The organism is Streptomyces rimosus, from assembly GCF_008704655.1.
Classification (GTDB): Bacteria; Actinomycetota; Actinomycetes; order Streptomycetales; family Streptomycetaceae; genus Streptomyces; species Streptomyces rimosus.
Window position 1 is genome coordinate 1,351,646 of record NZ_CP023688.1, and the last position, 19,015, is coordinate 1,370,660.

Below are 19,015 nucleotides of genomic sequence, written 5' to 3' on the forward strand. Positions count from 1 at the left end.
GAATAACGCGCACCAGTCCACTTACGGACAGTGAAAACGGTGGAAACGGGGGGCTGTTTCCGAGGAATCGAAGATGGGGTCGCGGGGCCGGCAACACGCAAACGGCCGGTTGAGGGCCCGGAAGTGATGCCCCATCAGCGTGATGGCGAGGCGCCCACCACTCCGGCACGCGCTCGGTGCGGGGCGCTGTGGCGTCAGCAGCACCGTCACCGTGTGCGTTCACTCAGATGCCGACGGTGGCTGCATCGCGTGTGGATGCCTCGCGAGGGTGGGTGTGCAGTGCGCGGACGCGCGACGGCTCACGGAACGCATCAGCGGCGTTTGCGCGCGTCGGCCCGGGCGCGGAGGCGGCAGGCGGCAGTGGGACGAGGCCGGGCAGGAACGCGGACGGGTGCCTGCGCCACCCTGCTCCACGACACACCGAAAACGCCCGCTGACCTGGACTTACGTCCAAGCCAACGGGCGTTTTCGCACCGTCGGGACGACAGGATTTGAACCTGCGACCCCTTGACCCCCAGTCAAGTGCGCTACCAAGCTGCGCCACGTCCCGGTGCCCGTCCGGTCCGGGTTTCGTCCCGGGCGGCCGTGCACGAGAACAATACCGCATGTCAGGGGGTGTCCACTGCCGGGTTCCCAGGGAGCGGGCCGTGGGCGGGGGCGGGCGGGGCTGAGTACGCGTACTCATGCGCCCCCGTGCGGGCGGCGGCACGCTACGCGCATGACCACTCCCTCGATACAGCGGCCGACGACCACCGCCTTCTTCGTGCAGTCCGCGATCTCGTTCGGGCTCTCCCTGGTCGCCCTGATGGTGGGCATCGTCAAGCTGCCCGTGGGCGCCTGGGAGCGGGGCTTCCTCGGGCTGGGGCTGATCTTCGTGGTCTCGTCGGCGTTCACGCTGGCCAAGTGCGTACGGGACCGGCAGGAGGCCGAGGAGGTCACCAACCGGGTGGACAAGGCGCGGATCGACAAGCTGCTCGTCGAGCAGGACGTCTTCAAGCCCGGCCAGGTGTGACGCCGGGCGCGTCGACGCCGACCGTGTCGGGGCGCTCGCCCAGCAGGTAGCGGGCGCCCGCCCCGCTCTCCGCCGCCGCGTCGCCGGGGTTGTAGAGGCCGCATTTGCGCAGGCTCAGGCAGCCGCAGCCGATGCAGCCCGCCAACTTGCGCTTGAGTTCCTCCAGTTCGGCGATCTGCTGGTCGATGCGGCGGCTCCAGGTGCGGGCGACGCTGTTCCACTGGGCCGCGTTCGGTGCGCGGTCCTGCGGCAGCTTGGCCAGGGCGACGCTGGTCTCCTCCAGGGAGAGGCCGACCACCTGGGCCGCCCGGATGAAGGCGACGCGCCGCAGGGTGGCGCGGGTGAAGCGGCGCTGGCCGCCGCTGGTGCGTTCGGAGTGGATCAGGCCCAGTTCCTCGTAGTACCGCAGCGCGGAGGCGGCCAGCCCGCTGCGGCCGGCGAGTTCCCCGATCGGGAGGCGGTCGTGGGGTGAAGTCATGTCGGCAGGTTAGCGCTTGACTTCAAGTGCGCTTTAAGTTGCAAGCTTCCTGCCATGACGAACACGACCACGGACACGACCGGGGCCACCGCCGCTTCGCCGGTCGCCGACTTCGCCGCACTCCCCCGCCTGATGAGCCTGATGACCGGGGACGAGAAGCACGGCCCGGCCGCCACCTCCACCCTCGACGCCCTGTGGGTGCTCTACGACCGGGTGCTGCGGGTCTCCCCCGCCACCGCCGAGGACCCGGAGCGGGACCGCTTCCTGCTCTCCAAGGGGCACGGCCCGATGGCCTACTACGCGGTGCTCGCCGCGAAGGGCTTCTTCCCCACCGACTGGCTGCCGGGCTTCGGCTCGTACGACTCGCCGCTCGGCCACCACCCGGACCGGCTGCTGGTGCCGGGCGCGGAGATCGGCAGCGGTTCCCTGGGGCACGGGCTGCCGCTGGCCGTGGGCACGGCGCTGGGCCTGGCCGCCCAGGGGCGTACCGGCCCGGCGGTCTGGGTGCTGATCGGCGACGCCGAGCTGGACGAGGGCAGCAACCACGAGGCCATCGCGTACGCGGGCGCCGCCGGCCTGTCCCGGCTGCACACGCTGGTCATCGACAACTCCTCGGCGACGCACGGCTGGCGCGGCGGGATCGCCTCGCGCTTCGAGGCCGCCGGCTGGTCCGTGACGACCGTGGACGGCCGCGACCACGAAGCGCTGTACACGGCCTTCACCCAGCCGCACCCGGACCGGCCGCACGCGGTGGTCGCCCGGGTGGAGGCCAAGGAGTACGCGGGCGAGCCGAAGCCGAAGGCGGCGCCCGAGCCGGAGCCGGGCGCGGCGGCCGCCTGAGCCGCGTCCGTACCGCAGTACAAGCAGCACCGCACCCCATGACAACTTCGAAAGGTCTCAATCCGATGGACACCATGCGCGAACGTTTCGCCTCGGTCACCACCCAGCTGCTCGACGAGGATCCGCGGCTGGCGGTCGTGCTCGCCGACATCGGCGTGGACGGCTTCCGCACGGCCGCCGAACGCCACCCCCGGCGGGTGGTCAACGTCGGCATCAGGGAGCAGCTGCTCATCGGCGTGGGCGGCGGTCTGGCCCTGGCCGGGATGCGGCCCGTCGTGCACACCTTCGCCAGCTTCCTGGTGGAGCGGCCCTTCGAGCAGGTGAAGCTGGACTTCGGGCACCAGGGCGTGGGCGGGGTGCTGGTGAGCGCCGCCGGGTCCTACGACTGGCCGGCCGGCGGCTTCACCCACATGGCGCCGGGCGACATCGCGCTGCTGGACAGCCTGGACGGCTGGACCGTGCACGTCCCCGGGCACCCGGACGAGGCGGAGACGCTGCTGCGGCACGCCGCCGCTGCCGGTGACGACAAGGTCTACGTACGGCTGTCCGTACAGAGCAACGAGGCGGCGCGGCCGGTCGACGGGGCGCGGTTCCTGCCGGTGCGCGAAGGACGGGACGGTGTCGTTCTGGCGGTCGGGCCGATGCTGGACAACGTCCTCGCCGCCACCGAGGGCCTGGACGTGACCGTGCTGTACGCCTCGACCGTGCGCCCCTTCGACGACGCGGCGCTGCGTACGGCGGTGGCCGGGGCCACGGCGGCGGACATGGTGCTCGTGGAGCCGTACCACGAGGGCACCTCGACCCGGCACGCGAACGACGCGCTGGCGCATGTGCCGCACCGTGTTCTCGGCCTGGGCGTCGGGCGCCCGGAGCTGCGCCGCTACGGGCAGATCGACGAGCACCTGGCGGGGCAGGGCCTGGACGCGCGGTCGCTGCGCGAGCGGATCACCGGCTTCCTCGGCCGGTAAGGCCGGTGAAGCCGGTGCGGCGGGCCCTCGCCCGGACGCCCGCCGCCTACACCCGCTCGTCCAGCCACGCCAGCAGGTCCCGCTGCACCTCGTCGCGGTTGGTCTCGTTGAGGATCTCGTGGCGGGCCCCGGGGTAGGCCCGCCAGGTCACATCGCGCAGGCCCAGGTAGCGGAAGTCCTCCAGGAGTTCGGCGACGTGTGTCAGCCGCTGGTTGCAGGGGTCCTGGTCGCCGACCGCGATGTGGACGGGCAGTCCGAGCGGCATCCGTGCCAGGTTGCGCGGGTCGTTGACCTTGCGGACCGCCCGTACCCAGTCCAGCGCCAGCCCGGCGCTGAAGGGGAAGCCGCAGTGCTCGTCGGCCACGTAGCGGTCCACCTCGGCGGTGTCCCGGGAGAGCCATTCGAAGCCGGTACGGGGTTCGTACGGGTCGTTGAAGGAGCTGAAGAGGCGCGGGACGAAGCCGGAGCGGGCGGCGCGTCCGCCCTCGGCGATCTCCGCCTCCAGGGCGGCGGCGCTGGTCTCGATCTCGGCGCCGGGCAGGCTGCGGAAGGTGCCGCTGAGGATCAGTCCGGCCAGGTCGGCGCCGTACTCCTGGGCGTAGTCGCGGGCCAGCATCGAGCCCATGCTGTGGCCCAGGAGGACCAGCGGCAGGCCGGGGTGAAAGGCACCGGCCCGGTTGCCGACGTGCTTGAGGTCGGTGACGATGGCGCGCCATCCGTCGTCACCGGCGACACCGGGGCCGCCGGTGGAGGCGGCGGTGGCACCGTGCCCCCGGTGATCGGAGGCGATCACCACGTAGCCGTGTCCGGTCAGGAAGCGCGCGAACCGGTCGTATCTCATGGCGTGTTCGGCCGCTCCGTGAGCGATCTGGACCAGGGCACGCGGCCGGGCCGACTCCGGCACCCAGGTGTACGTGGCGACGCGGACGCCGTCCGCGGCCTCGTGGAAGTCCTGCTGTACGGGCTGCATGACGCACTCTCCTGACTGCCGGGCGACGTACGGAATCACCGAGTGGGGGCGGTGGCGGCCCCGCCGGTACGCACCACCCTGTACCTCCGGCGTCATTCTCGCCGCCCGGCCTCTCCCCCGTGCCCCCGACGCCCCGGCCACCTCTGGGACACACCTCAGACACTCCCCCGTAAGTGTTGACCTCCGGCCGACCGCGCGTGACACGATCAGTCGTCCCTTTGCCGGCGACCGACCCGCGCAACCCCCCACAGCTGGAGGACCGTTGGACACCACGGACAGATCCGAGGAAGTTTCCCCGGCCGCGCGCCCACCGCGGCCCTTCTCACGGCGCAGATTTCTGCAGGGGACGGCCTCGGCGGCGGCGGTCACCGGCCTGGCCGGGCTGCCGGGCCCGCTCGCCGGTGCGGCCCACGCGGCCGACGCCACCGGCCTGCCCATCCTCTCCTTCACCGCCGCCACGAACGGCTCCGCCACCCTCTCCCCCGCCGGCGACCGGCTGATCGCCGAGATCCAGAACGTCCTGTGGTCCGTGCCGCGCGGGGGCGGCGAGGCCCGCGCGCTGACCCCGCCGGACCTGGAGCCGACCCGGCCCGTCTTCTCCCCCGACGGCAGCCGGATCGCCGTCTGCGCCTACCGCGGCGGCGGCTTCCACATCTGGACGCTGCGCCCGGACGGCACGGACCTGCGGCAGCTGACCGACGGGCCGTGGGACGACCGCGGCCCAGCCTGGTCGCCGGACGGCACCCGGCTCGCCTTCGCCTCCGAGCGGGGCGGCGATCCGGTGGCGGGCAGTCCGTACCGGATCTGGGTCCTGGACGTACGGACACGGAAACTGACCCAGATCACGGGGCGGGCCGGGCAGCGAGGGCCCCTCCAGGACGGCGCGTGGGAGGACTTCGACCCCACCTGGTCGCCGGACGGCGCACGGCTGTGGTTCGTGCGCGGCACGGTCTCGGAGACCGCCCTCGACAGCCGTACGATCGTGTCCGTACAGGCCGACGGCGGCGGCGAGGTCACGGCCGAGCACACCGACACCTCCGGCGGCCAGGTCATGGTCCCGGCGGTGGCGCCCGCCGCGAAGGGCGGCCCGGCCCGGCTCGCCTACCTGCGCACCACCGAGCGCCCCGGCGCCACCTGCGCCCTCGTCGTGGACGGTGCGCAGGTCCCGGTGGACGGTGACGTGGAGCCCGTGCCGCCGCGCTGGATCTCGCGCGACGAGCTGCTGCTGACCGTCGGCGGCCAGTTCACGGTACTGCGACCCGGTGCGCCGGACGACGCGGAGACCATCGACTTCAAGGCCGAGCTGCCGGTGCGCCGCCCCCGTTACGAGGTCAAGGACTACGGCTTCGAGCGCACGGGCGTCCGGCCGGTGCGCGGGGTGCACCTGCCCGCGCTCTCCCCCGACGGGCGGCAGGTGGCCTTCGCCGCGCTCAATTCACTGTGGGTGACGCCCACTTCTGGCGGGCGGCCGCGGCGTGTCGTACGGGCCGACCCCACCCGGTACGTCCTCGGGCCGAGCTGGGCCAGGGACGGCCGGTCCCTGCTGTACGCCGACGACCGCGACGGGCTGTTCGCGGTCCGCCGACACGACCTGACGACCGGCGCGGAGACGGTACTGGCCGAAGGCGGCCGGGTACAGCCCGCACTGTCCCCGGACGGCGGGCGGCTGGCCGCGATCGACATGTCGGGCAATCTCGTCGTACGGGACCTGGCGGCCGGCACGGAGCGGGTGGCCGCCGAGCCGCTGGGCGGCGGCGGTGTGCCGGGCCGGCCCAGCTGGTCGCCGGACGGCCGCTACCTGGCGTTCTGCGACCGCAACCGCCTCAACCGCCGCTTCCGCGAGGGCTACAACCTCATCCGGATCATCGACACCCGCACCGGAAACGACCGGCTGCACACCCCCGGTCCCGGCACCACACTGCTGTCCATCGCCGACCGCTACGACTCCGGTCCGGTCTGGTCCCCGGACGGCCGGTGGCTGGCGCTGATCGCGGAATCCGCGCTGTGGGTGCTGCCCGTACGGCCGGACGGCACGCCCGACGGCGCCCCGCGCCGGCTGACCGACGAGAGCGCCGACCACCCGTCCTGGTCCGGCGACTCCCGTACGCTGCTCTATCTCTCGGCGGGCAGGCTGCGGCTGATCGGGGTGCACGGCGGCGCGGCCCGTACGGTCAAGGTGGCCCTGGACCACCGCGGCACCCGCGCCCGGGACACGGTCGTGCACGCGGGCCGGTTCTGGGACGGGACCGGCGAGGAGGTGCGCGAGGACGTCGACCTGGTGGTACGGGACGGCCGGATCACCGCCGTGGAGCCGCACGCCCGGGCGGGACGGCGCGCCGCGCGCCGCGTCGACGCCTCCGCGCGGACGGTGATCCCCGGACTGTGGGACTCCCACACCCACCCGTGGCAGACGACGTACGGCGGCCGGCAGACCGCGCTCCAGCTCGCCTACGGCATCACCACGGCCGTCTCGTTCGGCGGTTTCTCCTACGAGCAGGCCCGCATCCGCGAGGCGGTCACCGCCGGTACGCTCGCCGGGCCGCGGCTGCTGGCCTGCGGCGAGCTGCTGGACGGCAGCCGCGTCGCGTACAGCATGGGCCGCGCGCACAGCACGCGCGAGGGCCTGCGCCGGTCGCTGGAACGGGGCGCCGCGCTCGACTGGGACTTCGTCAAGACCTACGTACGGGCCCCCGGCTGGATCATGGCGGAGGCCGCGCGCTTCGCGCACCAGCGGCTGGGGGTGCGCTCCGGCGGGCACCTGCTGACGCCCGGCGTACAGCTCGGCCAGGACCTGACGACCCACCTCCAGGCCACCCAGCGCCTGGAGTTCGGGCACGCGGTCACCGCCACCGGGCACGCGTACGAGGACGTGGAGGAGGTCTACACCGCCACGAACTTCCACCTCATCGCCACCCCGTTCACCGCCTCCGTGCTGCTGGGCGCCGACCCCGGGCTCGCCGACGACGCCCGGGTCAAGACGCTCATGCCGCCGTGGGACGCCGCACTGGTGCGGGAGAACGCCGGCAAGCGGCCCACCCCGCAGCAGCTGGGCGACATCGAGACCGAAGTCGGCGTCTACCGGAGGGTGCTGCGCGGCGGCGGGCTCGTCGCGCTGGGCACCGACCAGCCGCTGACGCCGGTCGGCCTGCACCTGCACCTGGCGCTGCGCGCCCTGCACCGCTACGGGCTCACCCCCGCGCAGGCCCTGCGCACCGCCACCGCGCTCCCGGCCCGCGTCTTCGGCGCGGACCGGGACCTGGGCACCCTGGAGGAGGGCAAGCTGGCCGACCTGGTGATCGTGGACGGCGACCCGTTCACCGACTTCGCCTCGCTGGTCCGTACGGCCGCGGTGCTGCGCGGCGGGCGGCTGTACGAGCAGCGGGACCTGGTGGCGGCCTTCCCCGCGCCCACCGCCCGCGCGGCCCGGGCCGCGGCGCGGGAGGCGGACTGGCTGGCGGTGGGGCGGCGGCACCGGCGCGATTCCTGCTGCGGGGGCTGAGGTGCGCGGGAGGCGTCCTCACACCTTCTTGGTCTGGCCCCGCTCGAAGTAGTCCACCAGCACCGGGTCCAGCGGCGGCACCTCGCGCGGGGTGCCGCCGCCCCGGAGCGAGGCGGTGGCCAGGGCGCCCGCCGCCACCGCCATCCGGGCCGCGACCGGTGAGGTGTCGGTGCGCCCGCCGTGCCGGACGAACCGCAGGAACTCGTCGACCAGCAGCGGATCGGCGCCGCCGTGCCCCGCCTCGTCGTCCGTCTCGCCGGCCGGCAGCTGGTACACCGCGTCGGCGTCGGCGCGGTAGCCGGACTGGCGGGAGTTCCACACCCGTACCGAACCGCCCGGCCCGTCCCCGAAGTTCTCCAGACGGCCCGCGTCCCCGATGACGGTGTAGTTCCGCCAGTAGTCGGGGCTGAAGTGACATTGCTGGTAGGCGGCCAGCACCCCGTTGTCCAGGCGCATGTTGACCAGGGAGACGTCCTCGACGTCGATCCGCGGGTTCAGGCCGCGCTGGTCTCCGGGGGGCCAGTGCGCGTCGTGCTCCAGCCAGTCCTCCGGGCGGGGCTCGCCCGGTGCCCGGCGCATGCCCGGATCGTCGTACACCATCAGGTCGCCCAGCGCCTGCACCTGGCGCGCGTAGCCGCCCGCGAGCCAGTGCAGCGCGTCCAGGTCGTGCGCGCCCTTCTGGAGCAGCAGTCCGTTGGTGTGGCGCCGCTCGGCGTGCCAGTCCTTGAAGTAGTAGTCGCCGCCGTGCCCGACGAAGTGGCGTACCCATACGGTCCGCACGCGGCCGATGTCGCCGCGGGTGATCAGTTCTCGCATCAGCCGGATCACCGGCATATGGCGCATGTTGTGGCCCACGTACAGGCGCGTGCCGGTGTCGTGGGCGGTCCGCAGGATCGTGTCGCAGTCCTCGACGGAGATCGCGAGGGGCTTCTCCACGAAGACCGGGTGGCCCGCGCGCAGGGCCTGGCACGCCAGGTCCGCGTGGGTGTGGTCGGGGGTCAGGACGAGCAGCGCGTCGAGGTCCGGGTGGTCCAGGAGCGCGCGGTGGTCGGTGAACGCCTCGGCGCCGGGGAGGCGTCTGGTGGCGAATGCCAGTGCTTTTGGGTCGGTGTCGGCCACCGCGGCGACCCGCGCGCCGTATCCCGGCCGGTGGGCGGTGAGCGCGAGGTCGCCGCGCAGGCCGAAGCCGATGACGCCCAGCCGCAGATCGTCGGTCATGAGGTGCCTCCTCGGTCGGACGGACTCCATGGTCGGCGGGGCGGGGAACCGAGGGCCGGCGGCGCGTGCGGGGCCGCGGGCCCCGCCTTCGCGCCGACCTACGCCACCCCGGGGAAACACCGCCGGACGTGCTCCCCGCACCGTAGACCACGGGGGTGGTGAATGGGTTCTGCGCGCTCCTATTGGTCGCATAAATGCGCGGAGTTGATGTTTTATGCGCCGCTCAGCAGGTATGCCAACGTGTATTGCACAAGGTAAGCAACCGATGACGGTCCGGAACGGCACCGCAGGGGCCGGGGCGACCGGAGGCGCACACCCGGAGCGCGCCGTCCGGCGAAGCGAGCAGCAGCACAGCGCGGGGGCGTTCAGCCAAGGAGGCTCGTCTTGCATCGCTACTTCACCAATCAGCGGCATGAAGCGCTCCGGCGCCGGGTGCGGGACTTCGCCGAGAGCGAGGTCCGGCCCCGGATAGCCGAGATGGAGGCGGCCCGTACGGTCTGTCATGATCTGTCGCGCCTGATCGCCCGCCAGGGGTGGATCGGCGCGACCGTGCACCGCGCCTACGGCGGGATGGGCGCCGGACACCTGGCCAAGACCGTCATCATCGAGGAGCTGTCGCGGGTCAGCGGCGCCATGGGCGCCATGGTGCAGGCGTCCCAGCTCGGCGCCGCGAAGATCATCCACTTCGGCAGCGCGGAGCAGAAGAAGACCTGGCTGCCGGCCATCGCCACGGGCGCGTGCCTGCCGACCATCGCGGTCACCGAGCCGCAGTCGGGCGGCCAGGTGCTCGGCATGACCGGCACGGCGGTCCGCGACGGCGACGACTACGTCCTCAACGGCCGCAAGATCTACGTCGGCAACAGCCACGTCGGCGATCTGCACGGCGTCGTCATGCGCACCGGCGAGGGCTCCTCGGGCCTGTCGGCGTTCCTGGTGGAGGCGGACCGGCCGGGCGTACGGGCCGGTGCGCAGCGGCCCGCTATGGGGCTGCACGGCTTCGGCTTCGGCGAGCTGTTCTTCGACAACTGCCGGGTGCCCGCGGCGAACCTCCTCGGCCGCGAGGGCGACGGGCTGGCCGTCGCGTACTCCTCCAGCGTGCTGTACGGCCGGCCGAACCTGACCGCGGTGTCCCTCGGCATCCACCAGGCGGTGCTGGACGAGACCTCGCGGTTCTGCGCGGAGCGGGAACGGTACGGCAAGCCGCTGGCGAACCTCGGCAACATCAAGATCAAGCTCGGCCGGATCCAGTCCCGGCTGCTGCTCGCCCGGCTGGCCGCCTACCACGCCGTCCACCTCCTCGACCGGGGACTGCCGTGTGACGCCGAGCTGATGAACGCCAAGCTGGTCAACGTCGAGTCCGCGCTGGAATCGGCGCGCGACGCGATGGACATCCACGCCGCCAGCGGGCTGTTCACGGACCGGCCCGTGGAGCGCTACCTGCGCGACGCGCACCACATCTTCGCCCCGGCCGGGACCTCCGACATCCAGCTGCTGCGCCTGGGCGAGCTGGCGCTCGGTGCCCCCAAGGGCGAGTGGTCCAGCCGGCTGTCGGACGTGGTGCGCACGGAGGCGGCGGAGGACCCGGACGAGGGGGCGGCGCCCGCCCGTCTCCCGCGGGAGCGGACGGAGTTGCAGCCGACCGGTTAGCGCACCGCGGGGCCGCGCCGAATGCCGAAGCCCGCGCCACTGCTCCCGGCGGCTGCGTCCGGGAGAAGCGGTACGGGCTACGGTCGTGCGGCGCGCGGTCTCAGCCTTCCTCGGCTTCGGCCTGCCGCCGCTCCATGCGGTGGATCTGCTCGACGAGTTCGGCCGCCATCGACTTGATGGTCTCCAGGCCCTCGCGTCCCCACGGCCGGCGTTCGAGGTCCACCACGCAGACCGTACCGAGCGCCATGCCCGTACGGTCGATGAGCGGGGCGCCCAGGTAGGAGCGGATGCCGATCTCGTCCACGACCGGGTTGCCCGCGAAGCGCGGGTAGTCGCAGACGTCCTCCAGCACCAGCGCCTTGCGGCGGACGATGACGTGCGGGCAGTAGCCGTGGTCGCGGGCCATCACCCGGCCGGGCTGGGCGCTCGGCGGAGCGGGGCCCAGCTCGACGGGTGCCTGGTCGCTGCCGGGCGTGTAGAGCCCGGCGAAGTACTGCCGGTGCTCGTCGATGAAGTTGACCATGGCGTACGGCGCCCGGGTCGTCCGGGCCAGCTTGCGCGCGAACGCGTCGAAGGCGGGCAGCGGCGCGTCGCCGATGCCCAGTTCGCGCAGCCGGGCGACGCGGGCCGGCGCCTCGTGGTCCTCCGGGGTCAGCAGCAGATGGCGCGTGGGGTCGTAGGAGGCGTACGACGCGCGCGGGACGGGACGGGTCACGGGAGCTCCGGGGTGGCGGCGAGGGCGGGGGACAGCAGGTGCCGGACGAGCGCGACCAGGACATGGGTGGACGAACTGCACTGGCGCGCGTCGCAGAGCACGACCGGGGTGCCGGGGCCGAGGGCCATCGCGGTGCGCACCTCGTCCGGCTCGTAGTGGTACGCGCCGTCGAACTCGTTGACGGCGACGACGAAGGAGATGCCGCGCCGCTCGAAGAAGTCGACGGCGGCGAAGCACTGGTCCAGGCGGCGGGTGTCGGCGAGGATGACGGCGCCGAGCGCCCCGTTGGACAGTTCGTCCCACAGGAACCAGAAGCGGTCCTGGCCCGGGGTGCCGAAGAGGTAGACGACGTGCTCCCGGCCGAGGGTGATCCGGCCGAAGTCCATGGCGACCGTGGTGGTGTTCTTGTCCTCGACGCCCGCCAGGTCGTCGGTGCCCACGCTGACCTGGGTGAGCAGCTCCTCCGTACTGAGCGGTTCGATCTCGCTGACCGCGCCGACGAACGTCGTCTTGCCCACCCCGAAGCCCCCGGCGACCAGGATCTTCAGCGCCAGCGGGAAGGGGTCGAGGTCCGCCCCCGCGGCGGACGCGGGCCGGGCATCGGCGGACAGGGCGTCAGAGCCGTTTGCGTAGTCCATGCAGCACCGCCTCCAGCAGGGCTCGGTCGGTACGGTTCGGGGAGTCCGGCCCGCCGGCGCCCACCGGGACGGGCGCGCGGGCGGCGAGCGCCCCGCAGTCGACGAGATCGGCCAGCAGGACCTTGGTGACCACGGCGGGCAGGCGTATGTGCGCGGCGATCTCGGCGACCGATACCGGGCCGCCGCACAGCCCGAGCACCTGCGCGTAGTCGGGCCCCTGACAGGTGGCGGGCGGCTTGCCGGTGGCTATGACCATGGTCAGCAGGTCGAAGTGCGCGGTCGGCCTGGTCCGGCCGTTGCTGACCGTGTACGGGCGGACCAGGCGGCCGGCCTCGTCGTCCAGCCACGGGATGTCGCGGCCCGCTCTGCGGCGGCGCCGTACGCCCATCCTCAGCGACCGCCCGCGCGGGCCTGCTGTCGCACGGGCGTCGCGAGGTAGGGCCGTACGCTCTTGACCAGCATCCCCATCTCGTAGCCGAGGACCGCGACATCGGCGTCCCGGCCCGCCAGCACGGCCAGGCACGCGCCGGACCCGGCCGTGGAGACGAACAGGAACGTGGTCTCCAGCTCGACGACGACCTGGAGCACGTCGTCGCCGTTGCCGAAGCGCACGCCGGCGCTGCGGGCGAGGGAGTACAGGCCGGAGGAGAGGGCGGCGAGGTGGTCGGCGCTGTCCGGGTCGAAGCCGTGGGCCGCCTTGACCAGGCCGTCCGAGGACAGCAGCAGCGCGCTGGTCGCATGCGGTACGCGGTTGACGAGTCCGGTCAGCAGCCAGGACAGGTCGGTGTGCCGGCTTCCCTGTAGCGCAGGGGCCTGCGTGTGCACGTCACTCACCATGGTCGCGGTCGTCTCCTCGGCGGGGGTCGGTCCTGTCGTGGCCGGCTTCGGTACCGGCCCGGTAACTGTCGTAACCGTCGTGGTCGGCGGGACTGCCGTAGCTCTCGTCGGCGAGGCTGATGCCGCGGCGGAAGGCGGCCATCAGACCGGGGTCGTGTTCGGGTTCGGGCCTGCCGTCGCGGCGTCCGGCGGACGGCAGGATCGGGTCGCCGCGCAGCTGGGGCACCAGGTGCTCCTGCTTGCGGCGGCGCGGCAGGCTGGGGCGGGTGCCGTCGTCCGCCACGGGCGGGGCGGGCGGCATGAGGACGGGGCCCGGGTCGGCCGCGGTGTGCGGCTCGGAGTGGTGCGGGTCGGGGTGCCGGTCCGCGCCGGTGAAGGGGTCGGGGGCGCGGTGCGCGCCGGCCGGGCGCGGGGCATCGGCCGGTGCCGCGGTGGCGTGCACGGTGTGCGTACCGGCGTGCGGGGTGTCGGGGGCGCTGGGCCATACGCCGTCGCCGTACACGATGTCCGGGTACGCGCCTTCGGCGGCCCCCGCCACGGGCGCACCGTGCGCGGCCTGGACGAGCCGCCGGCGCGGGCCGCGCGGGGCCGCGCCGTCATCGTCGTACGCGCTTCGGTACCCGGACGCGGCATCGGTCAGGGTGCGCGGCTCCGGGACCGTCAGGTCGATGTCCCCGGCGTCCGTGAACGATTCGTCACCGTCCCCCTGCTCCGTCTGCGGGCCGAGCAGGCCCTTCGGCACGACGATGACGGCCTGCACACCGCCGTAGATGTTGCTCTGCAGGCGCACCACGATGCCGTGCCGCCGCGCGAGCGAGGAGACCACGAAGAGCCCGATGCGCCCGTCGCTCAGCAGCTCGGCCACGTCGATGTGGTCGGGGTCGGCGAGCAGCCCGTTCATCCGGGACTGCTCGTCCAGGGACATGCCCAGGCCGCGGTCCTCGACCTCGACGGCGAGGCCGGCCGTGACCAGCTGGGCGCGCAGCAGGACGCTCGTCTGCGGGGAGGAGTAGACGGTGGCGTTCTCGACGAGTTCGGCGAGCAGGTGGATGACGTCGGCGACGGCGTGGCCGCGCAGGGTGCCCTCGATCGGCGGCACCAGCTTGATGCGCGGGTACTGCTCGACCTCGGCGATGGAGGAGCGCAGCACCTCGGTCATGGTGACCGGGCGGCTCCACTGGCGGCGGGAGATGGCGCCGCCGAGGACGGCGAGGTTCTCGGCGTGCCGGCGGATGCGGGTCGCGAGGTGGTCGACGTGGAAGATCCCCTTGAGCAGGTCGGGGTCCTCGATCTGGTTCTCCAGCTCGTCCAGCAGCTCGATCTCGCGGTGCACCAGGGACTGCAGGCGCCGGGCGAGGTTCACGAAGACCTCGACCTTCTGCTCGTTGCCGCTGGCGTTGCCGCGCGCGATGGCCACGCCCTCCAGGACCGCCGCCTCGGCCGCCCGGCCCGCCTCGGCCACCTCATGGGCGAGCAGGTCGAGGGCGTCGCCGGCGGGCGGCGCGGCGGCCGGTGCACGCTCGCGCAGCTGCAGCCACTCTCCCTCTCGTACCCGTTCCAGCAGGTCGTGGAGGTCGTGCCGGCCGCGGGCGCAGACTTCGCGCAGGCGCGCGTGGCGGGCCACGACGGCGCGTGCCTCGTTGGCGGCGGCGGTGCCGGCGGCCGTCACGATGGCGCAGACCACGGCGCTGGCGCCGAGCAGTACGGCCCAGTCGCGGCCGGCCAGCTCGGCGCCGCCGACCCGTACGACGAAGGCGGTGGCGGCCGAGCAGGTGGCGGCGACCAGGAGGCAGGGCACGGCGGCGAGCCGCACCAGGCGGGTTCGTATCGCCGAGTCGGCGGCCGTCTCCGGGAAGGCGGCCCGGCCGTGCCGCCCGCCCTCCCGCTCCCGGCGCCGGGAGCCCGCCGACGCGGACTCCGCCCCCTCGGGGCAGCCCGGGGAGCCCTGGGTCTCCTGGATGGCAGGAGTCCCCTGGGGGAATGCAGCAGGCATCGGCGCCCTCCGGATCGGCCGTCGGCAGTTCGCGGAGCACGCACGCTAGTTGTTACGGGGGTGGCACTTGGGCGCACTTCGGCGTTTCGCTACCCCACGCCACCTCCCCCCGAGGGGCGCCCCCGCACGCCAGTGCGTATCCGCCCGAACTTCCGTTTGACGCACTGGCGTTGGCGGGGACGCGGCGACCCCCGACCGACGGAGCGCGCACCGGTCACGCACGCTCCGGCCGAGTGTGCCCCGGCGCCACAACGTCACGGGATCAGTCGTCACCGCCAGGCGGTATCGGCCGGTCGGCCGTGACCAGCCACGACGTGCTCAGCAGCCGTACGGTGCCGTCCGCCGCCTCGCGGACCCGCAGGTGGTCCGTCAGGGTACGGCGGGCCTGGGCGCGCGTGGGCTCGGCGGCCTGCTCCATCAGGTGGCGCCCGGGGCCGGTGCCCAGCACGAATTCCACCGCGTCCGCGGCCCGTGCCCCCACTCCCCGTACGCCTCCACCTGCCTGACGGCGACGCCGGTGAACCCGGCCCCGGTGAGGACGTCGCGGATGCGGTCCGGGGCGGCCAGGGAGAACATGCCGGGCAGCCCCGCCCGCCCGAAGCCACCGACCGGCACGAGGCCGCGCAGCGACGCCATGGCCCCACCCACTCGTTGAGCCAGGCCCGTCGCCGTCGGCCCGACCGGCGCCGGGCGCCGACGCGTTCTGGCCGATCCGGAGGGCAATGAATTCTGCCTTCTGGGGAGCTACGTATGAAGTCATGGCGCACCCGTGTCACCGTCGGTCTCGCTGTCAGTGCCGCGGCGCTCACCATTCCGCTGACCGCCACCACCGCCTCCGCCGGAGACTGGAAGGTCGCCGGCGGCGGACGGTACTCCTCGGAGCAGGCATGCGAAAGCGAAGCGCGCCAGGATTACGTCGACAGCGGCCAGTACAGCGAGGTCGACCGCGTGAACAAGGGGGCTCGTTCTACGAGATCTGGGTGCGTTAGTACTCCGGCGCGGGCGCCCGGATCGGCCCGCGCGTACGCGAAGACGCCCGCGGCGTACGGCACCGGGCCCACCGCCCGGCGCCACCACCGCGGGGGAACCGACTCAGGCGCTGTCGGTCCGGAGGTCCGCCTTCTTGCGGGGGCGGGCGACGGTGGGCTCGCCCATGACGCGGCTCCCCGCCGCCACGTCGCCGAGCACCAGCGCGTGGGCGCCGATGAGGGCGTCGTCGCCGATGGTCAGCGGGCCGAGGACGGTCGCGTTCACACCGAGCGTGACCCGGTCGCCGACCTCGGGGTGGCGCCGGTCGCCGCTCGGCCGCAGCGTGTCCCGCCACCACCCCACCGCGCCCAGGGTCACCTGCTGGTAAATGGTGACATCGTCCCCCAGGATCGCGGTCTCCCCGATCACCACGCCGGTGCCGTGGTCGATGAACAGCCGACGGCCGATCCGCGCGCCCGGGTGGATCTCGATGCCGGTCAGCACCCGCGCGCAGCTGGTCAGTACGCGGGCGGCGATCCGGTGCCGCCGGCCGTACAGGCGGTGGGCGACGCGGTGGATCCACAGCGCGGGCAGCGTGGAGTGGAACACCGCTTCCGCGCGGGAGGTGATCGAGGGGTCGCGGGCCAGCGTCGTCTCGATGTCCTCCAGCATCCGGGACAGCGGACCGCCGCCGGTGCGCCGGCCGCCGAACGGTACGGCGGCCGCTTTCGCCTTCCGGTCGGGCTGGGTTCGGTCGACGGGCTGATTCCGGTCCATGGCCTGTGTCCGGTCCATGGGCTCGGTCCGGTCGGGCTGTGACGAAAGCATGGCTCAGTTCCCCATGCTTTCTGCCTTCTCCCAGTCCTCCTTCGACCCGGCGTCCGCGAAAACCGTGACCACGGTTTCGTCGGGGCCGAGGTTCTTCGCCTTCTCGCGCGCGATCAGCCAGCTCGCGCCCGCCGACGATCCGATCCTGGTGCCGGTCTCCTTCCAGAAGTCGTACATCGCCGTGAGAGCTTCGGGATGCGAGACCTGGGCACTCTCGAATTCCGGGATCAGTTTCTCCACGAAGGGCTGGCGCATGCCGTACGTCAGACCGCCGGCCCCGGCGAACTTCGGCTCGGCGTTCGGCGGTTCGGGCGTCCCGTAAGGCAGCTCGGCCGGGGTCACGCCGATGACGGAAAGCCCGGGGGAAATGCCCCGCAGCGCCCGCGCCACACCGGCGATCATGCCTCCGCTCCCCACCGCCCCGACCACGGCACTGGGGCGGACACCGTCGAGCTGGCCCACGATCTCGCGGCCGGTGAAGAACTGGTGCGCGGCGACGTTGGCCATGTTCCGGTGCTGGGCCAGCAGCGTCCAGCTGGGGTCCTCCGCCGCGATCTCCGAGGCCCGCTGCATGATGGCGAGCGGGAATTCGGACGCCGGCACCAGGTCGATGGCGGTTCCCCGCTCGGTCAGGTGGGTCAGCAGGCTCTGCGGTACGGAATCGGGCATCACGGCCCGTACGGGAATTCCGGTGACCGCGTTGAGCCCGGTCAGCGCGCGGGCCATGTTGCCGCCCGAGCAGTCCACGACCTTCAGCGGTCCGTCCTGGCCCGCGTGCGCGTTGATGGCGCGGCAGAGCATCGAATACGCGGGGCGGTCCTTGGCGGAGCCGGACGGGTTACGGAATTCGTACTTGGCCATGATCTTCGCCCCGCCGGGCGGGCCCGGCACCTCGACGAGCGGGGTACCGCCCAGCGTCGCCCGGAATTCCCGCAGCCCCGGGTACTGGGCCAGCGCGGTGGTCTCGTCGACTGCCGCCTCCAGCGGCTCGCTTACGGAGAGGTCGATCTGAGGCGGTTGTGTCGCCATCGGGCTCACGATCCCTTCGCCAATTCGCGGCCTGCGCGGCCGGTTCCGCGCTGCCGTAGCACCGTGCGAGCAAACGCCCGGCCGGGTAGATGCTCAAGGAGGCCGGGAGGGGTGTCAACGAAATGGGGGTGTTCAAGGCGGGGGCATGCGTAACGGGCCTGTGAGGGACCGGGTTTGGCGTCCGCTTTTCCTGCCTTGAGCGCGAATGGCGGGGGCGAGGGCGGCCCTTGGTGGCGGCGTCCGGATGGGTCCGCGGCAGCATTCGGCAGGAGATGCGGCAGCTCAGTCCAGCGGTAACGGCGGTCGGCGCGGGGCCCGTACGACAGCCTTTTCGGTCAGCCTTCCGACACCCGTCCCGCCATTTCGCGGGCGAACTCCTGCCATATCCGCGCGCACTGGTCCGCTATGTCGGCCACCGCCCTGGCGCGGTGCGGCGGAACCCCGTCAATGAGGGCTTGCCAATGCGCGACCGGAATTTCGTGGGAGCTGAGCAGCCGCAGCAGTGCGCGCCCCATATCGGTGGAGCGCAATGCGGGGTCCTGCCTCAGGGGGCGTAGCCGCTCGGGCAATGACGGATGCGGTACGTCCGGCACGGTACGGCGATCTCCGTTGGCGTCCAAGGCGCTGTCGTTACAGGTGCCTTCGCCATCGGGGCCCACCGCCCGCCGCACCCCACCACGGGCCCCCGGCACCGGGTCCTGCCCGTTCTCCAGGCGCTTGCGTACGTCCTGGGCCGTGCCCAGGGATATCCCGGCGCGGCTGGCGATCTCCCGCAGTGAGGCGTGCGGGCGCTCGCCGATCAGCTTGCTGGCGTAGAGCCGCCCTTCGGCGACGCTGGTGGGGTACGTACGGCCGTCCCGGCCCAGCCGCCCCCCACCGTTCAGGCGGGGATTTTCCTCGGCTGAACGGCGCCGGATGGCGCCCACCGTCTTCGGGGACAGGCCCGACACCTCGCCGATCGACCGGTCCGACCACTGCGGATAGGCGCGCAGGATGCGGGCGGCCGCGGCCTTGCGGTCGGCCAGTGGCAGCGGGAGGCCGTGACCGACGTTTGAGCGGACCGCCAGGACGAAGCACTCCTCTTCCGTGCCTTCGAAGAACTCCACGCGGATGTGCGTACCGCCGCGCAGCAGCTCGGCCTGCACCCGGTGCGCCCCGTCGAGCACGCGCATCGTCGGGTGGTGCACCAGGATGGGCGGCAGCAGTGAGGCGTCCAGCGCGGCCAGCGTCCTGACGTGGTCCGGATTCGGTCCGCCGCTGCGCAGCGGGCGGGAGACGTCCAGTGCGCTGATCGGCACGGTGACCGCTCGGCCCGGTCGCACGGCGCCGGGCCCGGGGGTGGCCCGTGATGCCCGTAAGGCTGACTCGACGGTC

The 19,015-nt window shown here is 73.1% G+C and carries 16 protein-coding genes, 1 tRNA gene and 2 pseudogenes; 6 read left to right on the forward strand and 13 right to left on the reverse strand.

Going from position 1 to position 19,015, the window contains the following annotated elements:
* Positions 1 to 476: 476 nt before the first annotated feature.
* Positions 477 to 550, reverse strand: a tRNA-Pro gene (locus CP984_RS05475).
* 168 nt (positions 551 to 718) lie between these two features.
* On the opposite strand from CP984_RS05475, the gene CP984_RS05480 reads away from it, so the two are divergent.
* Positions 719 to 1,012 carry a YiaA/YiaB family inner membrane protein gene (locus CP984_RS05480; protein ID WP_003986124.1) on the forward strand — a complete coding sequence of 98 codons (294 nt, stop codon included), beginning with the start codon at positions 719 to 721 and terminating at the stop codon, positions 1,010 to 1,012.
* Here the strand turns inward: CP984_RS05480 and soxR are convergent.
* Entirely contained in the window at positions 993 to 1,490 is a 498-nt protein-coding gene (gene soxR / locus CP984_RS05485) for a redox-sensitive transcriptional activator SoxR (RefSeq protein ID WP_003986123.1), read from the reverse strand. The genes CP984_RS05480 and soxR overlap by 20 nt on opposite strands.
* 54 nt (positions 1,491 to 1,544) lie before the next feature.
* Between soxR and CP984_RS05490 the strand changes: the two genes are divergently transcribed.
* Positions 1,545 to 2,330: a thiamine pyrophosphate-dependent enzyme gene (locus CP984_RS05490; protein WP_003986122.1), complete on the forward strand. Its 786-nt coding sequence runs from the start codon at positions 1,545 to 1,547 to the stop codon at positions 2,328 to 2,330.
* 65 nt (positions 2,331 to 2,395) lie between these two features.
* Entirely contained in the window at positions 2,396 to 3,298 is a 903-nt protein-coding gene (locus CP984_RS05495) for a transketolase family protein (RefSeq protein ID WP_003986121.1), read from the forward strand.
* A gap of 46 nt (positions 3,299 to 3,344) precedes the next feature.
* Here CP984_RS05495 and CP984_RS05500 read toward each other — a convergent pair whose 3' ends face one another.
* Complete coding sequence (locus CP984_RS05500) at positions 3,345 to 4,268, reverse strand: alpha/beta fold hydrolase (RefSeq protein WP_003986119.1); 924 nt, start codon at positions 4,266 to 4,268, stop codon at positions 3,345 to 3,347.
* A gap of 262 nt (positions 4,269 to 4,530) precedes the next feature.
* Here CP984_RS05500 and CP984_RS05505 point away from each other — a divergent pair, with 262 nt between their 5' ends.
* On the forward strand, positions 4,531 to 7,767 hold the full coding sequence (locus CP984_RS05505; protein WP_003986118.1) for an amidohydrolase family protein: 3,237 nt from the start codon (positions 4,531 to 4,533) through the stop codon (positions 7,765 to 7,767).
* Between the two features lie 18 nt (positions 7,768 to 7,785).
* Here CP984_RS05505 and CP984_RS05510 read toward each other — a convergent pair whose 3' ends face one another.
* Positions 7,786 to 8,985 carry a Gfo/Idh/MocA family protein gene (locus CP984_RS05510; RefSeq protein WP_003986117.1) on the reverse strand — a complete coding sequence of 400 codons (1,200 nt, stop codon included), beginning with the start codon at positions 8,983 to 8,985 and terminating at the stop codon, positions 7,786 to 7,788.
* Positions 8,986 to 9,369: 384 nt separating this feature from the next.
* On the opposite strand from CP984_RS05510, the gene CP984_RS05515 reads away from it, so the two are divergent.
* Positions 9,370 to 10,632: an acyl-CoA dehydrogenase family protein gene (locus tag CP984_RS05515; RefSeq protein ID WP_003986116.1), complete on the forward strand. Its 1,263-nt coding sequence runs from the start codon at positions 9,370 to 9,372 to the stop codon at positions 10,630 to 10,632.
* 100 nt (positions 10,633 to 10,732) lie between these two features.
* Here the strand turns inward: CP984_RS05515 and CP984_RS05520 are convergent, their stop codons facing one another.
* The 6 genes and pseudogenes from CP984_RS05520 to CP984_RS05545 form a co-directional block, all read right to left on the reverse strand.
* Positions 10,733 to 11,347: a GAF domain-containing protein gene (locus CP984_RS05520; RefSeq protein ID WP_003986115.1), complete on the reverse strand. Its 615-nt coding sequence runs from the start codon at positions 11,345 to 11,347 to the stop codon at positions 10,733 to 10,735.
* A complete protein-coding gene (locus tag CP984_RS05525; protein ID WP_003986114.1) occupies positions 11,344 to 11,985 on the reverse strand; it encodes a GTP-binding protein in 642 nt (213 codons plus the stop codon). The genes CP984_RS05520 and CP984_RS05525 overlap by 4 nt, the downstream gene beginning before the upstream one ends.
* Positions 11,963 to 12,373, reverse strand: a complete 411-nt coding sequence (locus tag CP984_RS05530; protein ID WP_003986113.1) for a DUF742 domain-containing protein — start codon at positions 12,371 to 12,373, stop codon at positions 11,963 to 11,965. The genes CP984_RS05525 and CP984_RS05530 overlap by 23 nt, the downstream gene beginning before the upstream one ends.
* A 2-nt stretch (positions 12,374 to 12,375) precedes the next feature.
* Positions 12,376 to 12,822, reverse strand: coding sequence for a roadblock/LC7 domain-containing protein (locus tag CP984_RS05535; protein WP_030179616.1), 447 nt, complete (start codon positions 12,820 to 12,822; stop codon positions 12,376 to 12,378).
* Positions 12,812 to 14,815 carry a sensor histidine kinase gene (locus CP984_RS05540; RefSeq protein ID WP_050498795.1) on the reverse strand — a complete coding sequence of 668 codons (2,004 nt, stop codon included), beginning with the start codon at positions 14,813 to 14,815 and terminating at the stop codon, positions 12,812 to 12,814. Before CP984_RS05540 ends, CP984_RS05535 begins: the two co-directional genes overlap by 11 nt.
* A 262-nt stretch (positions 14,816 to 15,077) precedes the next feature.
* Positions 15,078 to 15,468, reverse strand: a pseudogene (locus CP984_RS05545) (class I SAM-dependent methyltransferase); the annotation flags it as partial.
* 2 nt (positions 15,469 to 15,470) lie between these two features.
* Between CP984_RS05545 and CP984_RS42980 the strand changes: the two are divergent.
* A pseudogene (locus CP984_RS42980) lies at positions 15,471 to 15,569 on the forward strand (VOC family protein); the annotation flags it as partial.
* A 338-nt stretch (positions 15,570 to 15,907) separates the two neighbouring features.
* On the opposite strand, the gene epsC reads toward CP984_RS42980, so the two are convergent.
* From epsC to CP984_RS05565, 3 genes are all read right to left on the reverse strand, one after another.
* Positions 15,908 to 16,456 carry a serine O-acetyltransferase EpsC gene (epsC, locus tag CP984_RS05555; protein ID WP_100246546.1) on the reverse strand — a complete coding sequence of 183 codons (549 nt, stop codon included), beginning with the start codon at positions 16,454 to 16,456 and terminating at the stop codon, positions 15,908 to 15,910.
* A gap of 159 nt (positions 16,457 to 16,615) precedes the next feature.
* Positions 16,616 to 17,641 (reverse strand): PLP-dependent cysteine synthase family protein, encoded by a 1,026-nt coding sequence (locus CP984_RS05560; protein ID WP_003981517.1) that lies wholly within the window; start codon positions 17,639 to 17,641, stop codon positions 16,616 to 16,618.
* Between the two features lie 335 nt (positions 17,642 to 17,976).
* A complete protein-coding gene (locus CP984_RS05565) occupies positions 17,977 to 18,939 on the reverse strand; it encodes a ParB N-terminal domain-containing protein (RefSeq protein ID WP_050498796.1) in 963 nt (320 codons plus the stop codon).
* Positions 18,940 to 19,015 lie beyond the last annotated feature (76 nt).